Origin of the sequence: Paenibacillus sp. YAF4_2, assembly GCF_052113225.1 — a bacterium.
Lineage (GTDB): Bacteria > Bacillota > Bacilli > Paenibacillales > Paenibacillaceae > Pristimantibacillus.
Genome location: NZ_JBFRCT010000003.1, coordinates 1 through 24,209, shown reverse-complemented (window position 1 = coordinate 24,209; position 24,209 = coordinate 1). Strand labels below are relative to the sequence as shown.

Below are 24,209 nucleotides of genomic sequence, written 5' to 3'. Positions count from 1 at the left end.
CTCCCTTATTCGTAGTAGACCCATTTTTTCTGAAATGCAAATTGAATACCTGTCAGTGCAAGGTTAATCATCAGTAATACATTGATAATGGAAGCGCCATAATTGCGATCATTATAAATGAAGCTGTTTTGGTAATAGGCATACACAAGCGAGCGAACCGACGGAAGCGCTACATTCGTCTTTCCGATAATCAGATAGATCGAGTCGAAGATCTGCGTCGCTCCAATTAATAGAATGATACTTGTGAAAAACAAGGTAGGCGTCAACATCGGAATCGTAATAAAGCGAAACTTGTTAAATCGCTTGGCGCCATCAATATCTGCCGCTTCATAAAGAGATTTCGGTATCCCTTGCAAGCCTGCGAGAACGAGCAGCATATTCATGCCGATGGCCCCCCACACGCCAACGATAACGAGCACGATCATCGCATAATTTCCATTAGACAGCCATGCAACATGCGTTCCCAATAAATGGTTGATAAGTCCGAAGTCTTTAGCGAACAAGACAACCCATACCATCGCTGCCGCGGCAGGCATGGTCACTTGAGGCAAGAAGAAAATAACACGATAAAGGGAAACCCCTTTGACCTTCGTATTTAGCAGAACAGCAAACAAGGTAGAGAGCACGAGTGTAACGGGCACAAACATAGCCACATAAAGCAGGGTGTTACGTAAATTCTGCCAAAACTCTTCGTCATGAACTAACTTGACATAGTTATCAAATCCAACCCAATGGTTAACGGTTCCGAAATTTGAAGAATGCTGGAATCCCAGCAAAATCGATTGAACAACCGGCCAACCCCAGAAAACCAATGTGCCTATGAGAGTTGGCGCAATCATGAAATAGGCCCACACATATTTGCTTCTGGAATTCAAATTCACCACTCCCTATTCATTCGAGACGTTCCTAATCGCTAGGAACGTCTCCTGAATCACTTCTTGTTCAGTACGCTTATTTCGTATCCGCGATTGCTTGATTCATCATCTCAGCAACCTTCTTCGCAGCTTCTTCTACCGAGATCGCTCCACCCCATGCTTGGGACATAATCTCAGGCTCTTTCGCGAACCATACCGGATACGCCATCGAACCACTTGGATAAGGAGTTGCATCCCCTACTTGCTCCGTGAATACTTTCAGATTCAAATATGGTCTCGAAGTCAGCCATGCATCTTGTGTACCGTTAAATGCCGGTATAGCTGCACCCATTTGAGCCGTAATTTCTGCTGCTTTTTGGGATCCCAGGAACTTAAGGAACTGCCAAGCCTCTTCTTTGTTTTTACCGCTTGCAGCCATAACGTTGCCAAGACCGTTGATAATATTAGCTCTTTTCACTTTGCCCATAGGCAATTTCGCCCAATCCCATTTCCCTTTAATAATATCGCTGCTATCAATATCGCTGATCCGCCAGGATCCATCGAAGATCATCGCTAATTTGCCGGATTTGAACATCTCAGTTGCTTCCATATCCGTCATTTGTTGATGAGTTGGAGAAGCTCCGTCAACCGTCATTTGATAACGAGCTTGCAAAGCTTCGATAGAAGCTGGGTCATCGTACCCCGACTTGCTCATATCATCGGCAATAATTTTACCGCCATTAGCCAAAATATCATTCCAATAGCCGGTTTGCGTGTCCATCTTCGCTCCGAAACCATAGATGCCTTTGTCAGGCTGGCTCAGTTGTTTAGCAACTTCAGCTAGCTTCGCATAAGTCCAAGTGTCGTCTGGATAAGCAATGCCCGCTTGGTCGAACAGTTCTTTGTTATATGCCAAACCAATTGTGTCAAAATCCTTAGGAATACCATAGTTCTCGCCGTTCAGCGTATAAATAGAAGCAAGATTCGCGGCATAGTTATTCAGATCAATTTCTCCAGCCTCTACCTTGCTTGTGATCGGCTCAAGGAATTTACCAGATGCATAGGTAGCGAATTGACCTCCGTGCATCCAGAACACATCAGGCAATGTGCCAGCAGGAGCAGCTGCGGACATTTTTGTCCAAAAATCGCCCCATGGGATGACTTCGACTTTCACCTTAATGTTTGGATTTTGAGCAGTAAACTCTGTCGCGATGGCTTCCATCGCCGGCTGTTGAATTTTATCCCAAATCGCATAGGTCAGCGTGACATTCTTTTTAGGTGCTTCAGTCGCTGCCCCAGCATTGTTGCTCGCACTGTTGTCTGGTTTGTTGCTCTCTTTGTTGTTTGAGCTGTTGTTCGAGTTGTTGCCGCATGCTGCAGTGATTAAAGATAAAACCATCATCACAGCCACTAACATGAATGAAAATTTGTTTCTTTTCACCATTTGATATCCCCCTAATAAATTTGAGTGTTTAGGCAAAAATTTGCGTAAATGCAAACCGCGTTGCCTCTTTACATGTTTAGTGTAATCGATATGTACAACCGCTTTAAATGCCCCTTTTTTAAGATTACATGCCTAATTGTTAAGATGAAAAAAGGTTTGCATTCGATTACATAATCCTCCATAATATCAGTAAATAATTGCGCAAATTATTTCATAACACAAATTGGGAGTGTCTGCGATGACGATTACTGTACTGCAAAGAGAGCCAGGAGAATTCTGGTGGGGAGGCGTTATAAATGAAGGCCATCTTATGCCGTTTGGCGACGGGCCGCATTCACGTGACTTGCGTTTGACCGATGATAACCAAGCTTCTCCCTTATTACTTTCTAATATGGGAAGATATATTTGGTGTGAAGAGCCGTTTGCTTTCTCCTTTAATGAAGATACTGTTACAATCAACCACAAAGAGAAGATCGAGCTTGAAGAAGGTCATGTTACCCTTCAGGGCGCATACCAGCATGCATGTATGAACCATTTCCCGCCTTCCGGCGATACGCCTGACAAACTAGCCTTTTTAGCGCCGCAATACTGCACTTGGGTAGAAATGTTTTATGAACCAACACAGGACAAACTTCTTAATTATGCGAAATCTATTATTGAGCACGGCTTCCCGCCAGGTGTGTTAATCATTGACGATAACTGGATGCAAGACTACGGAACGTGGGACTTTGAGAAGCATCGATTCCCCGACCCTGCTGGAATGATTAATTCCCTGCACGAACTAGGGTTCAAGGTGATGCTTTGGGTATGTCCATATGTAAGTCCTGACAGTATCACCTTCCGGCAATTACGTGAGAAGGGTCTATTAATGAAGCATGCTGATGGCACGCCTGTCCTAAGGAGATGGTGGAATGGGTACAGTGCGGTCGTTGACTATACAACCACAGAAGGATCCGCATGGTTTAAGCGGCAATTAGATAGGTTAGTAGAAGATTATGGAGTTGACGGCTTCAAACTCGATGCGGGAGAACCTGTGCTGCCAGGCCTATTGGATGACGTTTCGCAGGATGTCGCATGGTCACGTCCTATCCTCCCAATGGAAGACTGCGAATGTTATGCGAGGCTTGGAATCGGTTATGCACTTAGCGAATTGCGCATGTGCTGGAAGCTTGGAGGTCAAGCACTCATTCAGCGCCAGCGCGATAAAACACATACATGGGATGCAACTGGACTCGGGGGACTAATCCCTAATGCCATCGCCCAAGGCTTGATGGGATATGCCTATAATTGTCCGGATATGATTGGCGGCGGGATGGATGGTGATATTAATTCACCAGATTTCCGTTTTGATTCTGAGCTCTTTATCCGTTTTGTGCAATGTTCCGCTTTATTCCCCGCCATGCAGTTCTCCATGGCTCCTTGGCGAGTACTAAATGGAGAGGAATTATCCTGGTGTATGGACGCTGTCCAGATCCGAACGAAGGTAGGCCCTCACCTCTTTGAGCTTGCGAGTCTAGCTGCTGAAGATGGACTTCCTATCATGCGCAGCTTGGAATTTGTTTTTCCGCAGCAAGGCTATCATACAATTCAAGATCAATTTATGGTTGGCGACTCCATTCTGGTAGCTCCGGTGTTAATAAAGGGACAGAGAACTCGAGTGATTCAATTCCCGGAAGGCCGATGGCTCGGTGACGACGAAAGCATAGTTGAAGGCCCTATCCAGATCGAAGTGAATGCACCTCTTTCCCGGTTGCCATGGTATCGAAAAATATAAATCGTTCCTTTGAGGAGATCAGCTTATGAAAACAATCAAACTAGCTGTAATAGGAGCAGGCGCACGAGGCTTCTTATCCTATATGCCGTATGTTCAGAGGTTTCCCCGCGAGGTAGAGGTGGTCGCCGTTGCCGAACCAAACGAAGAGAGAAGAATGAGATTTGCGGAAGCCCTAAACCTAAATTCAGAGCAGCTCTATTCATCATGGGAAGAGCTCTTGAACGAGCCAAAGCTCTGTGATGCACTCCTTATCTGTACGCAGGATCAGATGCATTACGAGCCTACGATTACCGCTCTCAGGAAGGGGTATCATGTCCTTCTAGAGAAGCCAATGTCCAACAATCCGAATGAGTGCGTCGAAATGGAGGCCATCGCCCGTGAAGAGGGGCGCTTACTCTCGATCTGTCATGTTTCAAGATACACTCCTTTCTGGCAAAAAATGAAGCAGCTCATCAGTGATGGTTCTATCGGGGACATCATGTCCATTCAACATAATGAAAACGTCGGTTACCTCCACTACGCTCATAGCTTTGTCCGAGGCAATTGGCGGAACGACACGCTCTCAAGTCCAATGATATTAGCCAAATCTTGTCATGACATGGATCTAATTCGCTGGATTGTTGATGCAGACTGTACGAAGGTTAGCTCCTTTGGTTCGTTAAGCCACTTCAGGATCGAGCATGCCCCCGCAGGCTCGACTGACCGATGTACGGATGGCTGCGAAGTAGAATCAACCTGTCCCTATTCGGCATTACGATTTTATATGCAAGACACGGAGTCCAATCATTTTGCTGCACTCATAGCCGATCCGCCTACCGAAGCGAATCGAATGAACGCCATACTGGGAGGTCCCTATGGCAAATGCGTTTATCGAACAGATAATAATGTAGTCGATCATCAAACGGTAAATATGGAATTCGAGAATGGCGTTACCGTCATGTTCAGCATGAGCGGGTTTACTAGAGATATTAATCGCATCGTTCAAATCATGGGGACCAAAGGAGAAATTCGCGGTGATTTGTTAAGCAGCCGTATCGAATTATTCGAGTTCTCATCCGGCACGCAGTCTGACATTCAAATTCCAGTCAGTAAAAGCGGGCATCAAGGAGGCGACGACGGAATCATGCGGCAATTTGTGTCCGATCTGCGAAATGAGCGGTATATCGACACCTTGACCTCCGCGCAAGCCTCTCTGGAAAGTCATCTCATGGCCTTCGCTGCCGAGGAATCCAGGCTGAATGGCGGGTCCGTAGTGGACATGAAGCACTTCCGTCAATCTTTTGCATCGAGTGCTAGTCCTTCCTCCCTTACGTTGGATTAACTCCACTAAAATCAGATAATGAGGATGCAGCCCGGCGCTACGTTGGAATTACTCCAGTAAAAATCGAAAAAATGGACTTCTATCATTCAAATGAATGGAATTATACTGCATGCAATCCAACATAGCTTAAGTTATTGAGCGAAAAAGCTGCATTTTAATGTATGTAATCCAACGTAGCCCAAATCTTGAGTACACTCTGAATACATCACTCCCCAACCAGGCCATTACGTTGGACTTATTCCACTAAATTCAACAAGAAAGAGAGGCAGCATGATGCTGCCTCTCTTTTCGGTTTGCCCAGAAACTTTTTATTTGAGCCCATTTTGATTTATTTATTCGAAACGAATCTCGTCGATCCAGACGGTACTGCTACCTCCATGCCAGAATGTCATGGTCAACTGGCCAGGGGTGGTGCGATCTACCCCTTTTGACACCAAATTAATAGCAATATCCTTGTAGCTCGTTGTAACCGTATCCCCGCTGAAATCCGCCAGGGTCTGAGTTACTCCGCCAAGCGTGATCTGCATATGACTTTGCTCGCCGCCATTTACGCCTTTGATGCGAATGATCATCTTCGTGTAACTGCCGATGTTTTGAGTAATATCCGTACCTAACCATCCATTGTTGTTGTACTCAAGCTTCAATGCCCCTGAGTCAATAACGCCTGCATTGTTTAGGAAGCTGTTTGCACCTGCCCATTTGCCAAGATCGTTGCTACCAGGCCAACTCGGCGAGTTGTCAAAGTTATCTACCAGCAATGTTCCGCCGGATGCGGCATTGGTCGTTACATTAATTCCTGCACTGGCAGCCGATAGATTGCCAGCTGCGTCCTTCGCTTTTACCGTATACGTGTATGCTGTGTTGGCATTCAAGCCTGTGTCCGTAAAACTGGTCGCCGTTGACGTGCCGACTTGATTCCCGTTTCTGTAGATCACATACTGCGACACGCCCACATTGTCTGTTGAAGCAGTCCATGCTAAGCTGACGCTGCTCGTTGTTGTGGCAGATACGCTCAGATTGGTTGGCGCAGTTGGTGCTTGGGTATCTCCGTTGCTACCGCCGCCGCTGATCTGAATGCGGTCAAAATCAGGCGCCCATCCTGTTGGATTAGAGAAATGGATGGTGTTATTACCTGCATTCAATTGTACTTGCGTCGTAACGGTGCCAATAGCCGTCCAACTTCCTGTGCTCGGCATATTGAGTGTTGTAGCTGAACCGCCATTCACACGGATTTGAGCGGAACGAGCCTCGCCGCTGAGGTAAGAAACGGTCATTGTATACGTTCCAGCTGCTGACGCACTTACTCCGTTAAATTGCAATGTACCGTCATTATTGCCGACATACCCCACTTTCGAGCCTCCTGAACAGGTGCTGCACGTGGAAACAATCGCTGCACCGGTCCGTGCATTAGCAGCAGCCTCTGCTTCATAGGCCGTTGATGTACCTCCTCCTCCGGAAGCGCTTGTGGTCACACTTACAGAGCTGCTTGCACTGGAGGTGTTCCCCGCCCCATCCTTGGCTTTGACGGTGTAGCTGTAATTCGTGCTCGGGCTAAGTCCCGTATCCGTAAAAGCAGTGCCTGTCGCAGAGCCTGCCAATACGCCTCCACGGTAAATATCATAGCCGGTCACGCCTACGTTGTCGGTTGAAGCCGACCATGTAAGACTGACACTACTCGAAGTCGTGCCGCTTACTGCCAGATTCCCCGGAACAGTTGGTGCCTGAGTATCTGTGCTTCCGCCGCCACTATAGCCGCCATCATATGCTGTTTGGGTCAGGTTATACGAGAGCGTATTATCTGGCTTCAACAGATTGAATGGCCCTATATTTTGATCAACGGGATCCATACCGATTCCCACTTTACCAAGCGGAGTTCTGCCGCCTGTATAGTAGTTCGTATTGGCAAATCTAGCGCTTGGCTTATAACCAAATGGGTCAAGAATGGAAAGCGCCAAAGTATATGTTCCCGCCGGCATATTTGATGGGATGGTAAATGCACCGGAAACTTGTTGAACGGCTGGCGCTTGATTATATTGACGTGTCGTGCTGTTCCAGTCGTCACCCGGCATCCAGCTTCGAATGTCAGCACCATTGAATATGCCTTTCCAAGCTACTGTACGATCGCTTCTCAACAAACTTGCTTCCACAGGCCAGTTATAGTAGAACGGTGCCGACCCTTTGTTTACAACGGAGAAGGACACATTCAGCGACCCGCCTGGCTGCACACTTCCGGAATATGTAGCCTGGTTGATGACGAATTGATAGCCAAATTCCTTCTGCATCAATGCTGCTCCTTGTGCGACAGCAGCATTGCCTGCATCGTACAAATCAATCCATCCTAGACTTGTTGTATGTGTTTTTTTAATCCAGTCGATGACATAATTCCGATGGTTCGGATCGCTTAACGTATCATTTGGCGAATCCCCCGGCTGAATTTCCTTCTGCCCCCAATCGTAGGCTACCTCGCCGCCGTTAACTTGCGTTCTCCAGGAATTTCTTGCAACAATACCTTCCCCGCCTGACAGATCATCTATTAATGCGAAGGAGTCCCACAAGAATCCAAAGTTATAGTTTGTGAAGGTGTCGGGATATCGCACTTGGACCTTCTTGTTCTGAAAAGCTTGCGAAGCCGCGTCGCCTAATGCCGTCTGGAACGTGAGCGGCATCCGGTCAGTCCCGTCGGCAAGCTTATCCGGCCAAATATGATGCTCCCCCCAATTCCCCCATAAGCCTAGCTCGACATAGGCGACTCTTGGATCATTATCCCAAGCTTGACCAAGCTTCTGGATGAAAGCTGTCAGACGATTCTTCAATGTTTCTGTCGTCCATTGAGTCGTCACGTCTCCATGAGGAACGCCTTCCGGCCAATACTCCCCTCCATTCGGGTAGACGATAAACACGCGAGGGATAACCTTTTTATTCTGGCTTTCAATCCCTGCCCAAGCTGTATTGCTCCAATCCTTAATCTTCTGAACGGAGTCGGATGCCGCATTCTCCAAATCGGTGTATTTGATATAGTGCTTAAACACAGTCCCGTACTCTTGATCCGAAAAACTAGTGTCATTCATGAACCGGGTCGGCCTAAATCCCTTTAATGGATTTTTGAACGCCTCTGGCGTTTCCGTTAAATTAACCGTGATTGAACCAACCGCTGCTGACGCCTTATCAGGAAACGGCAATACAAAACCTCCTGTCAGTAACACAAATGATAGCAAAACGGAAAACGCTTTCAAAACTGACCTTGAATAAATCCCTTTCATCAATCATCCCTCCCAGATTAGTGGAATTTACGCAAATTAGTTGCGCAACTAATTTGCGCTCTTAGTATATTCTACCATCGTTTGCTTCGTCAATGAGAATCATACTGAAAATGAATCGAAAAGCCGTCCTCCGATCATCGTATGATCGGAGGACGGCTTTTCGATTCATTTGCGAGAGAGCTTTTTAAAGCTTAGCCACTACCTTTGAGCATGATTCCCGCTCAATGAACTCGGTCTTAAGACTAATGAATACTTCTGAGATGTTCTTGTTTGTTATCAATTCAGTCAGTACTTTTACGATAATTGAGCTGATATCATATCTAAACCTTCGAACGGTCGTTAATGGCGGAACCATGAACTCCGAGAGCTTTAGATCATCAAACCCAACCAAGGAGACATCCTTAGGAATACGGAGATTCATCTCAGCCAAAGCCTTCATAGCCCCATAAGCAATGATATCGTTAAATGCGAAAATCGCCGTTATTGACGGCTGATCACTCATCAATTGTTTCACTGCCTCATAACCATGTGCAGGATCAAATGATCCCATTACAACATTGGTGTCGGTCCATGGCATTTCTAAATCACGAAAGGCGTCTTTGCATCCATCCAGCCGGTTTGAGTTCACCAGATGATTCTTAGGCCCTGCAATCATCCCGATTTTCCGATGACCCAATCCATGCAAATATCGAATGACCTCATAAGCGCCTTTTCGGTTATCGTAGTCAATATAGTTTTGACCGGACTTATAGATTCTTCCATTCGTAAATAAATACGGAATGCCGAGTTTATTAAATTCCTCAAACATCTTATCGCCCACAAAAGGGTCAAATATGATGGCCGCGTCCACTTTTTCCTCACTCAAAAGCTTATAGGCTGGAGAAGAATGCATGTCCGTGTAATGCTTCACAATATGAATCTGATGACCGTATGCTTCAAATTCATCCTTTAAGTGATTCAAGTCCGCAGAGGTAGAGGGGTCATTATCAAAGAAATCATTATCGCCTGGTACGATGACGATAATATTATAGGATATACCTACAAGCTTGGAGGGAGCGGTCCCTGGCTTTAAATGTTCATTCGCAATATCCAATACTTTTCGGCGAGTCTCCTCGCTGAAGTTGCCCTGATTATTTATGATCCTGGACACTGTACTTATTGAAACATTTGCTTTTTTTGCAATCTCTTTAAGTTTGATACGAGCTCCCTCCAATTCTTACGAAAATTTTTGCACAATAAGGAAATTATAGCGTTTAATAATGTGTCCAGTCAATTATAGCGCAAATTTTTGTGTAAACTTGAGAGACCGGGAATAAAAAAAGACGACTCCTGAACATTCAGAAGTCATCTCCTCCGTTATGACGTTATTAATTCCGATTCGAGCAGGTATCCGCTGCCCCGCACCGCACTGATTAGGAAGGTCTCTTTTCCGTATTTTTTACGTACCCGGTAGATCAAGGCGTTTAATTCATCAAGCGAAACATCCGGGATACCTCCTGCCCCAGGCAAACGTTCTGGCCATACTCTTACTTTGATTTCTTCCAGCGGGACAAGCCGGTTCGCATTCTCATATAGAACGCGAATAAGTAAGAATTCTTTCTCAGACATCGGGATTCGTTTGCCTTCCACCACACATTCCCTCTTCTCCCAATGAAACGACAATGACGATTCCGGGACTTCCGGCTTCCTCGTATGGCTGAATGGTTCAATCTCGATCGTTTGATCAGCAAACAGATACGAAAAATGGATGACCGTCATCCCTTTGGCGAGCTTAATGATATCAAAGTTTTTCAGTGGATATGGCGTATATGAGGTTAACCGTACTCCGTTAATTTCCGTACCATGACGGCTTCCCAAATCATAAAGCACTGCCTTATCCTTCTCTTTTCTGATAACGAGATGCTTCCGAGAGAGAAAAGGGTTAGTAAAAGCGATATCCGGCGTCATCTGATTGGATAACCGGCCGATCAGCGTCTCATCCTCGTTCAGATTAATGCAGGTGCCCGATCGGTATGGCTCACCGCGAATAACATACAGGCATGCAAAGCCTTCCATTGTCGCACCTCCGTTTTTCATGACAGATTCCCACCAATTATAGGAAAAACTCTATCATTATCGTATCTCAAACGAAGGTTGATTATAATCGCATCCGACTGACGGAACACTCACGTTACAATAACAATATGGTAAACTTTACCTCACCATAATCATACCAACATACCCATTTCATCCTGCTTTTCTTCATTTCGATTAATGATTATTAACTCAGCTCGTTCCTTATCCGAGGGCGAGCTGCTTTTGTCTTGTCTGCAACTAAAGTTACTTACCATTCGTTAACTAGTATGTAAAATATAACAGAAATTTTAAGTCATTCAGAAAATCCCTGACGTTTTCCATAAGGGCAGAAGCCGGCCATCGGGTTCCTCTATATGTTTACATAAAGCAATATTCCGCGTTTAAGGTTCATTTTCGCCATGCAAATGCCGTTATCAATGAAAGGTAGAAACATTTTCCAAGGAAAGGGAAGGGATGTAGTGAAAGAAAACAGCAAGAGAATTCTGTCGTTCAAGTTAGCCCGCAGATGGCTGGCAGCCGCGTTAGTCATGACGCTAGTCATGGGAAGTATGGCTGGAGCCGCCTATGCGGCGGAGGATACCGTGACCGGCATCGAGTGGAGCTACGAGGACTCCGATTACAATACTGGCACGTCCTCACTGGAAATGTTCGTGGAGGACGGCACCGTCGGGCTCACCGTACTCGCTACTATATCGGGTGCGACATCTAAAAAATCGGTAACGACAGACGCAACCTGGAAATCATCCAACAGCTCTATCGTCAAAGTCGATAAAGGCATCTTAAGCGGTGTAGGCAAAGGAACGGCTACAATCACCGCTACCTATAAAGGTTTCTCGATATCTATTAAAGCGACTTCGGATTACGTCTATGACCAAGTCACAATCATGCAGAATGGCCAATCTGCTCCTGCAGCCTTAACAGATGTTCTTCTTGGGCAATCACTTGTCTTCACGCTCGATGGAGACGGCCAGAACATTAGCGACGATGCGACGTGGAGCACGTCCAGCTCTTCCGTCGCAACCGTCAATGAAGGAGTCATCACGCTGATTGGCGTTGGCACAGCTACCATTACGGGAAAGTATAAGGGCAAGTCCGACTCGATCAAACTAACAGTCTCCTCGCCTTACAAATCGATTGCAATTAGTCCGGAAGCAGCTAACGGCCTCCTAGAACTCGAGGTTGGCGGCGATGATTACCTGCTGAAATCAACCGCAGTTCCTAACTCAGGCGGAACTTTAGATGTGACGAGCGAAGCGAAATGGACAAGCTCCAATACGAAGGTGCTGACAGTAAGCAAAGGCGTCATTACCGCAGTTGGCGCAGGCAAAGCAACTGTCAACGTGTCCCATCTGGGAGTAACCGATACGCTGAGCATTGTCGTTCGGACGCCTTACCAGTCCATCAAGATCGCTCCCGATAAAGAGTACCATATGCAATTGCAGGACACTCCTTTGCAGATTAAAGCCGAGGTGCTCAGCAATTCGAATGTTACATCAGACATTACGACTGCAGGCGACTGGACATCGTCCGACGTTACCGCCGCTACCGTGTCGCAAGGCAAAGTGACGCCAAAGGCAGTTGGTACAACAAAGATTACGGTATCTTACCGAGGTGTAAGCCGCAGCATAGATGTAACGGTGTATCCGAGCATTACTAAGCTGAAAGCAGAAAAAACGTCAATTGACGGCTTTAAAGGAATTGAAGGCGAAATGCCAAAAGTAACGGCAACTACGTTCGACGGCTCCAGCATCGATGTCTCGAAGCTAGTGAAATGGACGGTTTCAGATGATGAAATCGCCGATCTGAAGGACGGTGTCTGGACGGCTAAGCAGCTAGGCGAGACCACCTTCACGGGAACCGTGCAGGATCTGAAAGTTGAAGTTGCGCTTATCGTTCATTTGAAGCCGATTAAACTATTGACCGAAACGAAGGATCTGAGCATTATTTTGGGCAAAGAGACCGACTTCCCTAAAGTAACCGTCGTCTATGAGGATGGCAAGGAAGCCGATATTTCAGAAGCAATTGAATGGAACACAACCTCCGACAATATCGTGCTATTGGAGAAAACGATGAAAGGTCTGGAGGCGTCGAGCGTTGCACTGACGGGCACTTACTTGAGTAAAACGGTCTCCGTTCGCGTCAAGGTCGAAGAGGAGATCGTAAAATTAGTCGTCGAACCAACAAAGCTTGAGCTAAATCCGGGACGATCCAAATCGCTCAAGGTTACAGGTTACTATAAGAGTGGCAAAAAGGTATCCATCGGCACGAAGATGAATTGGGTCGTCGGAAGTGAGAAGATCGCAACGATCAGCGGTTCCTCATCCGTTAAGGCACTCAATGTGGGGACGACTACAGTGAAAGGCGCCTATCAAGGCAAAACGGTTAAAGTCCCTGTCACCGTCATGCCAAAGCTGAAAGCTCTGCAGCTCTCCAGCAAATCCGCTCAGTTGTCGGTTGGCGACACGCTAACGATCAACGTGCAGGCCATCTACTATACCGGAAGCCCGGTGGCAGTGACGGATAGCACCGTATGGACTTCCTCCAATACGTCGATCGCAACCGTCAAGGATGGTAAAATTACAGCGGTCCGCAAAGGCAGCACCACGATCAAAGCAGCCTTCGGCGGCAAGACCGCTTCGATACGGATTACGGTGAAGTAACACCTCTATCTCATGGATAAATAAACAGCCCTGCTCGCAACGTTTTTGACGCTGCCTGGCAGGGCTGTTTTACGCAACAGATGCTATTTAGTTTTCTATAAAAAATTAGGGTAAAACGCAAACTGCGCAAGTTTAACCATAAAAGACCAGGGATCAAAGGATCTGAGGGCAAAAAAAGAGAGGTGCAGAATGTTCTCTGCACCTCTGGTGGTAATAAAGTTATATTAAGCCTTTGGGAACCCAAAAGCATATTGCCTTGGAAGCTCGATTTCTTTGTGGAGTACAGTTGCTGCTTCAAGAGTCCAATAAGGATTGCGAAGCATTCCTCTGCCTACGGCTACAAGATCAGCATCTTCATTGCCAATTACGGAGTTGGCGAGCGATGGCTCATCGAGTCTACCTACTGCAATGACCGGAACGTTGAGCGCTTCTCTGATTGCTCTTGCGAGCGGCACTTGATAAGCGACATGTGTTCCTGGTCTGCCCGCAGCGGCGATTGGTCCTTCACCACCTGCACTAATATGGAATAAATCAACGCCAGATTCTTGATATTCCTTGGCGAATGCAATACTTTCGTTAATGCCATAACCGCCTTCCACATATTCTTTCGCAGAAATCCGCATAATTAATGGCATATCGACTGGCATTTCGCTTTTCGCAGCTTGGATGACTTCTTTGCCAAACAGCGTCAAATCCTGACCATACTTATCCGTTCTCTTATTCGTCAGCGACGAATGGAACTGGTGAATCAAGTAACCATGGGCACCGTGGAGTTCAATTGTATCTACGCCCGCTTGGACAGCTCTGCGCACAGCCAGCCGGAATTTCTCAACCATCTCTTCGACTTCCTCGGTAGACAGCGCTCTAGGAGTCTTGGATTTCTCATCAAAAGGAATTGCAGATGGCGCAACAGGTACTTCCGCATCTTCAGCTTTACGTCCCGCATGTGCGATCTGAATCCCTACTTTTGCACCGTGCTGATGGCTGGCTTCAATAATACGGGCTAATGCCGGAATTTGCTCATCGGACCATAACCCGAGATCAAAATCAGAAATACGGCCATCCGGTTCAACATCGGTCATCTCAATAATAATTAAACCTGTGCCACCAACAGCACGGCTTACATAATGAGTATAATGCCAGTCGTTTGCAATACCATCTTTATTGGCTACCGAGTATTGGCACATAGGCGGCATAACAACACGATTTTTAAGAGACAGGCCTTTAACCTGGAATGGACTAAATAAGTGGTTCAAGTAAAACTCCTCCTTTTATTCCCTGCACTTGCACGGCTATAGCCTAGTGTGCCCTGCTTTGAAGAACACATCATCAAGTATACTAATCACCAAACAATAAAACTAATTATATAAATTGAGTTTAATGATAAATATATTTATAATCTAATCAATCAGCTTGATTGTAGGAGAGGAAGGACTAGATGGTTGATTTTGAATGGTATCGAAGTTTCATCGCGATCTATAGGCATAACTCCGTTTCTGAAGCAGCAAAAACAAGAATGATGACACAGCCTGCGATGAGTCAACACCTCGCTGCCTTGGAAGCGGAAGTAGGCGAGGCTTTATTCTCTCGTGTATCGAGAAGGCTTGTCGCCACAGAAAGGGGCAAACAGCTTTACTCCCGGATTGCACCTTTGGTGGAATCTTTAGAGGATGAGACCGCAGGCCTGAAAGCTTCTTCACTACCCTATTCAAAAGTATTTCGGATCGGGTTATCTCTTGAATATTTTCAAGAGCGGATCCTTCCCAAGCTTACAGATGTATCGATATGCAGTGTGTCATATTTTGGGACTGCTGACCAACTGATCGAGCTTCTGAAGGAAGATCAGGTTGACTTAATTATAACTTCTAAGAAATTCGCCGTTCCTGGCATCGAATATGACAAGCTTCTTGAGGAGACATTTGAAATCATTACTCCAGGAAGCATGGCCATTCCACCCCTGGGCAGTTTGAAGGAGCAGGAGGAATGGCTAGCCGCGCAAAAATGGATTTCATACGGTCTGGAGCTCCCGATCATTAGACGACTTTGGAGGGAGCATTTTAAAAGACGCCCTTTAATTAAACCAAAGCATGTGATTCCTAATCTGCATGCGATAGTGAAAGCCGTCGAAATGGGAATAGGAATTAGTGTTGTCCCTACTTATCTGCTTAACGATTCGAAAACAAGTATTCATACTCATTTCGACAGCTTAAAGGTGTATAATGAGCTGTTTATCGCTTACAAGAGTAAGCATAAGCATATACCTGGACTACATGAGATTATTGCAGTCATAAAAGTCGACGATAAATGAAAAATCGCCTAATCCAGCCTGCTTGTCAGGTTAGATAAGGCGATTGTCGCGATCTGATTGAGATCCATAAGACCGATGAATTCCCGGATCGGCTGTCGTCTATATAAAGGAAGGCATAAATGAACACAAACTAATTTGACGAAGAGGTGTTTTGAAAATGGCATTAACGTCCGCATTCACAAGCTTCAACCTGCCTGTAAAAAACGTAGGACAATCGAAGGCGTTCTTCACTGGACTCGGATTCGAGCTCAACCTGCAATTCCCCGAGAGCGAGAATTCGGTAGCCATCGTGATCGGCAACAACCTTCAGGTCATGCTGATCAATCAAGCATTCTTTAATACGCTCACGGAGAAGGAATCCGTCGATACGAGCAAGTATGCGCAGATGACGATCGCATTGGCCTTTGAGAGCCGGGAAAAGGTCGATGAAATCGTGAATACCGCGGTCTCCTTGGGCGGGAAATTGCACGCTGAACCTGAAGATCATGGGTTCATGTATCATTGGGGCTTCGTGGACTTGGACGGCCATCTGTGGGCCATTAACTACATGAACATGGATGCGGCACAAGGTTAAGGCTAACGGAGAGCACGCTCGTACTAGGGTTCAAAAAGAAAGACGCCGGGCATCTTCCCCGGCGTCTTCTTCGCGATGATTAGTTTTGTTCGGTATAGGCTTTGAAATTGTCCAAGATCGCTTGCCAGCCTGCTTGCTGGAACTCGACGGGATTGGAGCTTTCCGCGTCGAACGTTTCAATGACCTTCGTCTCATTCCCTTGATCGACGAAAGCAATATCCACTCTTCTTCCGTCTTCCATGGTGTAGCCGATCGCCTCATGCCGATTCACGACATCGTAGACACCGCCAAAATCAAAGCCCATGCTGCCATCCTTCGCTTCCATCCGTGTCAGAAACTTGCCTCTGACCCGCAGATCGTTTTCGGCTCTCGGCGTATGCCAGTCCTCGGACGCTTGATTCCACTTCGTGATGTGATCCGGCTCAGTCCAATAGCGCCATACCTTCTCGACAGGGGCTTGAATGACGGCTTGCACGGTTACTTTCGTCGGTTGACTCGTTTCCATTTTAAATAAACACCTCTCTCATGATATTTGTTGTTTGGTTATTCTCAATGATATAGACGTAAGTCAATGACGAAATTCATTGGTCAATTCGCTCAGGCAGCCCAAATCGCGAAAATAATGGCGTATGAATGAAGTTTTGAACGTGCAGGATTTGATTTTCTTTGGTTTCGATGACGTGGATGCCCCAGGGTATCAAGCCAGAGCCCTTTTTACCCGGCATATACTGGGCCAACGCCGGATAACCGCCATTCACCGTAATGGGCACAAATCGCGAACCTTCGCAATGCCAGCGAGTAAGCGAATAGAAGGCTGACAAATCTTCCTTGCCGCGGATCCACATCTCGAAGGGCGGCATCGACATACAGCCTTCCTCGTGGAACAACGCGACGAGCGCAGCAATATCGAATCGCTCGAAGGCCTCCACATACCGGGACAGCAGCTGCTGCTCCTGTTGAACGTCCATGCTGCTGAGCTCATCCGATCGAAGCTGCACCCGGTCCATCGTCTCTCGGGCTCTTTGCAAGGCGCTGTTCACCGCTGCCGACGATATCGCAAACGTTTCCCCGATCTGCTTGGAGGACCATTCAAATACATCCTTCAAAATGAGTACCGCGCGCTGCCGCGGAGGCAAGGTCTGCAGGAGAGCGATGAAGCACAGTTGAAGGGTATCTCTGCGGACGAGCCGATCCTCCGGATTGCCCCCAAAGTCGGGAGACGGCCAGATCCAGGCAGAGTCCGGCAGCGTGTCTCGCGGCTCGACGATGGCGACGGCCGGGTCGAACAGGTCAACGGGAAGCGCGCGGCGTTTGGATTGTCTCAGCTTGTCCAAGCACAGGTTGGAGGCAATCCGATAGACCCAAGTTTTGAACGAGGAATCCTGTCTGAACGTGCTCCAGCTCTGCCAGACCCGAATACTCGTCTCCTGAACGGCATCGTCCGCATCGTCCATAGAGCCTAGCATTCGGTAACAGAACGAGGTTAAGCCCGGCTTCAAGCTTGCAAATAATGGTTCGTCAAATGCAGTCTCGTTCATCGCGGCCTCCTTAACGATCTCCCCGAAGGGTGGTACCTTCATTATATGCAATGTAGCGGACAGCCTCAATCCTAATAAATAAGCAGGATTTAGTATTCATGGATAAAAATTTTGCACGATTCGTACTAATAATTTCAATAACTAATAAAGGTTCCAGTGCTTTTTCAGTTACCAATTTGTGATATTCATCAATATTTCACGCTACTGCTGCCTTCTTAGTTCTATAGGAGTTAATATAATCATAACAAAACCTCCTACTGAAGCAATTAATTCTAGTTTGCTTCAGATAGAAGGTTTTAAACTGCTTGTATTCAACAACCGTTCTCCGTTTAGTTGAACAATTAATTGCATATTGTCAGGTTTTTTAGTTTTTCATTAAGTTACTCGTAAATGTTTAAATGTCATCTAACGGTTTCGCAGGAAAGATTGAAGGCCTATTCCGACTAAAACACCGACTCCGATTCCTAATAGCCCAAGCCAAACTGCTCCCAAAAAATCCTTTGAAAAAACCACACCAATCGTCCCAATGAAGGCTCCGAAAGCGAAAGGGAATGAAGCATTTGGTTTTAGATCATCCCCGCCATCTTTATAGGCGTCCCAAATTCCGAACATGTAGACACAAGGGTAGAACATAAGCCACTCCATATTGGTTTGTTCGATCGTTGGAAGATCGCCGTGAAAGCTCGTTATAATAACCCAATTCAAATGGGACTTCAAGTTAATAAGAAATTCCAAGGTGATCAGCAGGATGCCCTTTACATATTTACCGTTAAGGAGCTGACCGAATCCTGGCAAAGCGATACTCCACAATAAAGCCTCGGTTCGGGACGCTCTGGCCATTTCCTACCCCTTTGTTAGCGCATTGCGATCCGCCGCTTGAGGGGGCTGTTCCATCCAGCCCAAATCAATCATTGTATTGGCTCCATCTTCTACATAATTTCCTACTTCGGCGATGAATCTTGCGAATGTAGCCGCCACGTCATGTCTTGCGCTGAAAGCCAATGCATTGCCATATGTCCTGATCCGCATGGCAAACATGTCCATTTTATGGGTAAGCATTATTTTATCCGAAAATGGCGATATGGTTGAATCGGTAACGAAGTGATTCAAGAGCGGATGTGTAGGCAAATCCTCTTTGTGCAGCAGCCGGGTCAAAATATCGTATTCCTTCAGTGCGATTTCCTTCCCTCTCTTGAAGTAATTCCTAACTTGCTCGAGCTTGGCCGCTTGGCAAAAGCCTACCAATACTGCACAGCTAGTAGCGTTGTTTTGAATGTTATCGTAAATATGGGTTATTTCCAGCGATTGAAGCGGACGAACATCCCCGAAGAAACCGTCTAAATACCGTTGTTTTTTGACAAAATCGATTCTGTCCGGAACGGGTATATACGGCGGTTTGACCAAAAGTCCTTTCACATCAAGCAAATCATTAACGTCATTAACTAATTTGACTGTTAATGTGAGGCAATCGGTAAAGAATTCGCGGACGTCCTGCCGGCTCATTAAAGGCACTGCGATTCCGTAAATACTAATCCCCGCTTTACTGGTATACTTCAAATAATGCAAATAAAATTCATCGGCATACAACCGGGGAGCTTCTAAATTTACGTCATCTTCCGTGTAGCCGATAGGTACCGGATGACCCTCCCGGGTGAAAATATCCGCTACCGTACTGGTGAACCGGTCGGCCATCTGAAGCGCCTCATTCAGAACATTTCGAATATCTGCATCATCCACATTTTGCAAAAAATAGCGCAGCACGCACCGAGCCATGCTGTTCCCCATATAGGTCGCCCATAATTTTCCGATTTCAGCTGACGTTAATTTATTAGACATATTTCCATCTGTTTGGCTCTTGTTTTCGTCTTGTAGTTTTTGCATTGGCCACCTCTTATTTGTTTTAAATTGTAAAAACATCCTTTTTTTTATAGGTAACCACGTTATTATTTGATATTGAGCCACAATAAATACACAGACAATGCTAACATCGATATCGATGTATAGCTTCCTAAGGGGGGACAAGGGGAAGGACGATGGATACACGGAGATGGTTATGTAATGCCTTTATTACACTATCCTGCCATAGTTAAGAAAGTGTAGCAGTCGGTATTATCGCCGTCTGCTCTTTTCTTGTTGAGCTATAGTTCCCAGATAGCTTAATAAGGTCAGTATGTTTTATTGTTCGGTATAATTTGAATTGTTGTGCCTTATGCAACCAAACAAAAATACCGTCTAGCCTTTACGAAGCAATTTGAACTTTCCATAATCAATGACTACAATGCGTTTTTTATTTACTATAGCTAAATTTCTACTATGCACTTTATTATGCTTATTCAAAATATCGAGAGCTTTGATTCCATGCTTTCTAAATTTCTTTTTTAATCTTTTTAGTCTCCTCAGATTCATCTTTGTCTTTCGGAAATTAAGCTTGTACTTCTTCATCTCGATCCATTTATATTTAGAAGCATACTTTTTAATATGACCAAGGTGTTTCCTTATTTTTTTTGATGCATATTTATAAATCTTCACCTCTGTCTTATTATTTTCAATCCCTCTTTTTGACAAGGCTATTTTAATAACAGAGTTATTTGATAACTCATAGACTTCTCGGTTTCTGCCATTTCCGATTTCCCACTCGCTTGCAAGATTATCATACAAAAAGGCAGCCGATGGGCTGCCTTTTGCTATTCAAAAAGAAAAACGCCTAAAAGGCGCTTATCGAGTAATGAAGTTTAAGAGTCGAAGGTGACGTTGATAAACAATCTGGACAAAAAGAAAGACTGCCGAGACCTTCTCGACAGTCTGAACATTCTTAGTATGTTCTTCTAAATTGATAGTTAATTAGGATGATTTCTCGATTAGCTTTTCTGAACCTTCTATTTACTTATCCTCTTATGCAAGCTCAGCACGACAAGACAACATTACTTACCCATACGAATATTCTTGACTGTTCTTCTTTCAATAATCAGATTTTCATAAATTCTCTTGCCGCCGTTTCCTAGCGGTGCCTGTGCCAATAAACCTACTTTGACAGTTGCCTCATCCACAGGTAAGGTGAAATATCTCATCATATAAAAGTTTTCTCCATCCGTAGAATAGTGGAAAGCAAATGATTTTCCACTTCTGCACATTTGGAGCCATACCGTATTATTATCAATATTGCAGCCGTTTGCATCATCTGATTCTTCCTTCGTAACAACACTAACGACTGCATGAGTATCAAAATCAGTTAATTCAAAACAAGCCTTTGCCCAATGGGTCATATCCTTCATTACCATGATGGAAGCGGAATCGTAAGTATCTTTAAAATCATGCGATACTTTTACTCGCATAACAAAATCCCCGGATACTTGCGTATAGTAAAAAGGTGCGTTACACAATGTTTTTGGTGTGATTCCTTCATCTGAATCTGCTCCGTGGTTACAGAAAAAATCGCTTTTTTCTGTAGCATATATTTCTATTCTACCATTTGTTTCAGTGATTGCGCTTTCATTAATCCATCTAAATTCCAATTGTTCTACCTCCTTGAAATAAATTCATTTACTAACAACCAAACACCATGCGGCCTTTTGCTTCTGTTGCGCCAAACAAGACCAATTTATTAATTGTAATTACTTATAAAAAATAACATATCCCGTAATTAAGAACACTACAAAAATATGAATTCTTATTAAGGAGCACTTTAAAAATATGAACTATCAGTATTCCTTTTTACTTAAAACAGGCTAATAAACCTGATTAATTGAACTCCCTCGGTACGATTCACCGTTAGCTTAACGAAACAGATTAATATTCTAATCGACATTGGTCCATGTTCTTAACCTTTTCAGCTATGGAGTTAAGTTCTTGCCCTTGGTCGGAAAAACTAGTTTCTCATTCTGTGAACCAAAAACTGACCTTGTTGCTTCTATGAAAGATAACATGATTGGTGAAAGCCACTTGTCTTTATGCCACAACATCTGTGTATATACCTGCAAGTCCGGAATTTGCCATGGGAGGACAACAAGTTCTCCGCGTTCAACTTCGGATTCCACGACGATCTCAGGAAGAAAGGCAATACCGATTCCTGAAATTGCACATTGTTTAATGGCTTCAGCACTTTGAAACTCTAAATATGTAATGCTATCAATGCCCTCTTTCTCAAATGATCGATCAAACATAGTTCGATAAGGACAACCCTTTTCATTCGTCAGGAATACTTCTCCGTGAAAATCTTCCAACTGAAGCACAGTTCGTTTGGCGAGTGGGTGATCTGGAGCAGCTAACAATCGGAAATGTTCTTCCAGCAAAGGTTCCACGGAAAGTCCACTCGAGCGAATGGGTTCATCCAACATATAAACAATATCCGTGGTTCCCTCAAAGAGCGTTTGCTTGAGCTCTTGATTCGGAACTGAGCGGAAAATTAGACGAACTCCCGGATGCTGCGAACGAAAGCGTTGGAAGACAGGTGGAAGCCGGTAGGAGCAAATAACCTCATTCGCACTTATCGTTAAGGTACCACTTAGTTTTTCATTATCATGGACAGCACTACGAGCTTCGTCCATTTTTTCAAGAACGCCTTGGGCGTGTGTTAAAAAGCGTTTACCCGCAGTTGTGAGCGCGAGTTGCTTGCCCAACCGATCAAAGAGGCGAACACCTAGCTCGTCTTCCAATGCTTTAATTTGCATCGTGACGTTGGAAGGAACGTAGCTCAGCACTTCTGCTGCCCGCGTGAAATTCAATGTTGTTGCAACCGTACAAAACGTATTCAGTTGACGCAATTCCATCCGATGCTCCCCCTTCATCTTTCAATTTTATTGAACGCTATCTTGAATTCTTTTCACTTTTATTGAGGGTATCACAGCTCTATACTGAGCACAAGAGATCACAGTGAACATGTGATTTTTCATTTTGAAGGGAGCGACTATACGATGGACTATGAAATTTTTAATTTGGGTGATGTACTCTTACAATCAGGAGTGACGTTACCAAATACTTTTCTTGCTTATAAAACATACGGAAAATTAAATGAACAGAAGGATAATGTTATTGTCTATCCAACGGCTTTTGGGGATCAGCATGTTCAGAATGAATGGCTCATTGGCAGCGGGATGGCACTCGATCCAGAGAAATATTTTATTATTGTTCCCAATTTGCTGGGCAATGGGCTATCTTCCTCTCCCAGTAACACGCCTCCTCCATTTGATCGGGCTAAATTTCCACAGGTAACCATCTATGATAACGTTCGATTCCAGCACCAACTGCTGACCGAAAAATTCGGTATTCAAAAGATTGCTCTCGTCGTCGGGTGGTCGATGGGCGGCATTCAAGCATTTCAATGGGGGGCAAGTTACCCGGAGATGGTCGAACGAATCGCACCTTTCGGAGGCATCGCCAAACCTTGGCCTCACACATATGTAGTGCTGGAAGGTGTAAAAGCCTCACTGCTATCTGCAGTCGGCTTCGACTCAAGTAAATTAAACCAACTAAGTTCTACAGACATGCGTGCTGTTGGTCGGGTGTATGCGGGATGGGGACTATCACATGCGTTTTATAGAGGAGAGCTATACCGTGAGATGGGATTTGACACATTGGAGGATTTTGTAGCTGGTGTCTGGGAAGATAGCTTTATGAATATGGATCCTCATAATGTTCTGGCAATGTTATGGACAGGCCAACATGCAGATATCAGCGCAACCCCCTCCTATAACGGAGACTTTGATAAAGCACTTCAGAGCATAAAAGCTCTTGCCTGTATCATGCCGGGAAGCACGGATCTCTTCTGCACAGCGGACGATAATGAATATGAAGCTAAGCGTATACCTAATGCTGTCTTAAAACCAATCCAATCGATCTGGGGCCATTTTGCCGGTCGTGGAATCAACAGTGCCGATAATCAATTTATTGATGACAATCTAAAACACTTGTTGTCACTTAGCACTAAAGAATAGATCGTTACTTGCATTGGATGTCTGTCAGGTCTAGCAAGATTCCCTGTTCTTTAGCCCGGTTATATCTCTCATGAATTCATAACCTAACGGATCGGATTCGAGTTCACCAGAACTTACTGGTTCGACCTTCTTTTTCTGCGATCGTACTTCCTTTCCATTAGTCTTGTCAGCAGCCGGTCAATATCGACCGGCTGCTGCACTGTTCTTATTGAGCTATCGTTTCCCATTTAGCTTAACCTTTTATTGAGTACGCTTTTTCATATCTGTGGCTTTCGGTTCTACAAACCAGCTCATGAGAAAATTATTGACAGTGAGCATAAAACTCCTACAAATATCAAAAACCCACCGAAAGCTGCATAATTTATCCGAACAATGATAAACATAATGCTTGCCGTTGTTGAGCATAAAGGAGGTGCAAACATGACCAATAAGCAAAACGGGGTATCCAAAGCGGATGTGCAGAGTACGAA

General features: G+C 45.1%; 20 protein-coding genes. 6 read left to right on the top strand and 14 right to left on the bottom strand.

Annotated elements, in window-relative coordinates; translation table 11 throughout:
* Positions 1-5: 5 nt before the first annotated feature.
* Complete coding sequence (locus tag AB4Y93_RS07660; RefSeq protein WP_441891587.1) at positions 6-881, bottom strand: carbohydrate ABC transporter permease; 876 nt, start codon at positions 879-881, stop codon at positions 6-8.
* 70 nt (positions 882-951) lie between these two features.
* Positions 952-2,298 (bottom strand): ABC transporter substrate-binding protein, encoded by a 1,347-nt coding sequence (locus tag AB4Y93_RS07655; RefSeq protein ID WP_441890580.1) that lies wholly within the window; start codon positions 2,296-2,298, stop codon positions 952-954.
* A gap of 238 nt (positions 2,299-2,536) precedes the next feature.
* On the opposite strand from AB4Y93_RS07655, the gene AB4Y93_RS07650 reads away from it, so the two are divergent.
* Together AB4Y93_RS07650 and AB4Y93_RS07645 are read left to right on the top strand one after the other, a co-directional pair.
* Positions 2,537-4,072: a glycoside hydrolase family 31 protein gene (locus tag AB4Y93_RS07650; RefSeq protein WP_441890578.1), complete on the top strand. Its 1,536-nt coding sequence runs from the start codon at positions 2,537-2,539 to the stop codon at positions 4,070-4,072.
* Positions 4,073-4,097: 25 nt separating this feature from the next.
* The gene (locus tag AB4Y93_RS07645) at positions 4,098-5,393 is read left to right on the top strand and encodes a Gfo/Idh/MocA family protein (protein ID WP_441890576.1); all 1,296 of its coding nucleotides are present in this window, start codon (positions 4,098-4,100) and stop codon (positions 5,391-5,393) included.
* 332 nt (positions 5,394-5,725) lie between these two features.
* On the opposite strand, the gene AB4Y93_RS07640 is transcribed toward AB4Y93_RS07645, so the two are convergent.
* From AB4Y93_RS07640 to AB4Y93_RS07630, 3 genes are all read right to left on the bottom strand, one after another.
* A complete protein-coding gene (locus tag AB4Y93_RS07640) occupies positions 5,726-8,572 on the bottom strand; it encodes a fibronectin type III domain-containing protein (RefSeq protein WP_441890574.1) in 2,847 nt (948 codons plus the stop codon).
* A 265-nt stretch (positions 8,573-8,837) separates the two neighbouring features.
* Positions 8,838-9,866: a LacI family DNA-binding transcriptional regulator gene (locus AB4Y93_RS07635; RefSeq protein WP_441890572.1), complete on the bottom strand. Its 1,029-nt coding sequence runs from the start codon at positions 9,864-9,866 to the stop codon at positions 8,838-8,840.
* A gap of 143 nt (positions 9,867-10,009) precedes the next feature.
* Positions 10,010-10,729, bottom strand: a complete 720-nt coding sequence (locus tag AB4Y93_RS07630; RefSeq protein ID WP_441890570.1) for an FHA domain-containing protein — start codon at positions 10,727-10,729, stop codon at positions 10,010-10,012.
* 458 nt (positions 10,730-11,187) lie between these two features.
* Between AB4Y93_RS07630 and AB4Y93_RS07625 the strand changes: the two genes are divergently transcribed.
* A complete protein-coding gene (locus tag AB4Y93_RS07625) occupies positions 11,188-13,389 on the top strand; it encodes an Ig-like domain-containing protein (protein WP_441890568.1) in 2,202 nt (733 codons plus the stop codon).
* A gap of 224 nt (positions 13,390-13,613) precedes the next feature.
* Here AB4Y93_RS07625 and AB4Y93_RS07620 read toward each other — a convergent pair whose 3' ends face one another.
* On the bottom strand, positions 13,614-14,645 hold the full coding sequence (locus tag AB4Y93_RS07620) for an NADH:flavin oxidoreductase/NADH oxidase (RefSeq protein ID WP_441890566.1): 1,032 nt from the start codon (positions 14,643-14,645) through the stop codon (positions 13,614-13,616).
* A 182-nt stretch (positions 14,646-14,827) separates the two neighbouring features.
* On the opposite strand from AB4Y93_RS07620, the gene AB4Y93_RS07615 reads away from it, so the two are divergent.
* Positions 14,828-15,697, top strand: coding sequence for a LysR family transcriptional regulator (locus AB4Y93_RS07615; RefSeq protein WP_441890564.1), 870 nt, complete (start codon positions 14,828-14,830; stop codon positions 15,695-15,697).
* A 157-nt stretch (positions 15,698-15,854) separates the two neighbouring features.
* Positions 15,855-16,271, top strand: a complete 417-nt coding sequence (locus AB4Y93_RS07610) for a VOC family protein (RefSeq protein ID WP_441890562.1) — start codon at positions 15,855-15,857, stop codon at positions 16,269-16,271.
* A 79-nt stretch (positions 16,272-16,350) separates the two neighbouring features.
* Here AB4Y93_RS07610 and AB4Y93_RS07605 read toward each other — a convergent pair whose 3' ends face one another.
* From AB4Y93_RS07605 to AB4Y93_RS07575, 7 genes are all read right to left on the bottom strand, one after another.
* Complete coding sequence (locus AB4Y93_RS07605) at positions 16,351-16,776, bottom strand: SRPBCC family protein (RefSeq protein WP_441890559.1); 426 nt, start codon at positions 16,774-16,776, stop codon at positions 16,351-16,353.
* Between the two features lie 76 nt (positions 16,777-16,852).
* Positions 16,853-17,809 (bottom strand): sigma-70 family RNA polymerase sigma factor, encoded by a 957-nt coding sequence (locus tag AB4Y93_RS07600; protein WP_441890557.1) that lies wholly within the window; start codon positions 17,807-17,809, stop codon positions 16,853-16,855.
* Positions 17,810-18,214: 405 nt separating this feature from the next.
* Positions 18,215-18,619, bottom strand: coding sequence for a hypothetical protein (locus tag AB4Y93_RS07595; protein ID WP_441890555.1), 405 nt, complete (start codon positions 18,617-18,619; stop codon positions 18,215-18,217).
* Positions 18,620-18,652: 33 nt separating this feature from the next.
* On the bottom strand, positions 18,653-19,690 hold the full coding sequence (locus AB4Y93_RS07590; protein ID WP_441890553.1) for a DUF3231 family protein: 1,038 nt from the start codon (positions 19,688-19,690) through the stop codon (positions 18,653-18,655).
* Positions 19,691-20,041: 351 nt separating this feature from the next.
* The gene (locus AB4Y93_RS07585; RefSeq protein WP_441890551.1) at positions 20,042-20,467 is read right to left on the bottom strand and encodes a hypothetical protein; all 426 of its coding nucleotides are present in this window, start codon (positions 20,465-20,467) and stop codon (positions 20,042-20,044) included.
* A 263-nt stretch (positions 20,468-20,730) separates the two neighbouring features.
* The gene (locus AB4Y93_RS07580) at positions 20,731-21,321 is read right to left on the bottom strand and encodes a DUF1349 domain-containing protein (protein ID WP_441890549.1); all 591 of its coding nucleotides are present in this window, start codon (positions 21,319-21,321) and stop codon (positions 20,731-20,733) included.
* Between the two features lie 318 nt (positions 21,322-21,639).
* Positions 21,640-22,575: a LysR family transcriptional regulator gene (locus AB4Y93_RS07575; protein WP_441890547.1), complete on the bottom strand. Its 936-nt coding sequence runs from the start codon at positions 22,573-22,575 to the stop codon at positions 21,640-21,642.
* A 144-nt stretch (positions 22,576-22,719) separates the two neighbouring features.
* On the opposite strand from AB4Y93_RS07575, the gene AB4Y93_RS07570 reads away from it, so the two are divergent.
* Complete coding sequence (locus AB4Y93_RS07570) at positions 22,720-23,739, top strand: alpha/beta fold hydrolase (protein WP_441890545.1); 1,020 nt, start codon at positions 22,720-22,722, stop codon at positions 23,737-23,739.
* A 240-nt stretch (positions 23,740-23,979) separates the two neighbouring features.
* Here AB4Y93_RS07570 and AB4Y93_RS07565 read toward each other — a convergent pair.
* On the bottom strand, positions 23,980-24,209 hold a 230-nt coding region (locus AB4Y93_RS07565), incomplete at its 5' end, for a hypothetical protein (protein ID WP_441890543.1).

Coding starts and splice junctions, on each gene's coding strand:
- AB4Y93_RS07600 (WP_441890557.1), bottom strand. CDS start 17,809: ATGAACGAGACTGCATTTGACGAACCATTATTTGCAAGCTTGAAGCCG.
- AB4Y93_RS07630 (WP_441890570.1), bottom strand. CDS start 10,729: ATGAAAAACGGAGGTGCGACAATGGAAGGCTTTGCATGCCTGTATGTT.
- AB4Y93_RS07615 (WP_441890564.1), top strand. CDS start 14,828: ATGGTTGATTTTGAATGGTATCGAAGTTTCATCGCGATCTATAGGCAT.
- AB4Y93_RS07610 (WP_441890562.1), top strand. CDS start 15,855: ATGGCATTAACGTCCGCATTCACAAGCTTCAACCTGCCTGTAAAAAAC.
- AB4Y93_RS07590 (WP_441890553.1), bottom strand. CDS start 19,690: ATGCAAAAACTACAAGACGAAAACAAGAGCCAAACAGATGGAAATATG.
- AB4Y93_RS07650 (WP_441890578.1), top strand. CDS start 2,537: ATGACGATTACTGTACTGCAAAGAGAGCCAGGAGAATTCTGGTGGGGA.
- AB4Y93_RS07570 (WP_441890545.1), top strand. CDS start 22,720: ATGGACTATGAAATTTTTAATTTGGGTGATGTACTCTTACAATCAGGA.
- AB4Y93_RS07605 (WP_441890559.1), bottom strand. CDS start 16,776: ATGGAAACGAGTCAACCGACGAAAGTAACCGTGCAAGCCGTCATTCAA.
- AB4Y93_RS07575 (WP_441890547.1), bottom strand. CDS start 22,575: ATGGAATTGCGTCAACTGAATACGTTTTGTACGGTTGCAACAACATTG.
- AB4Y93_RS07645 (WP_441890576.1), top strand. CDS start 4,098: ATGAAAACAATCAAACTAGCTGTAATAGGAGCAGGCGCACGAGGCTTC.
- AB4Y93_RS07655 (WP_441890580.1), bottom strand. CDS start 2,298: ATGGTGAAAAGAAACAAATTTTCATTCATGTTAGTGGCTGTGATGATG.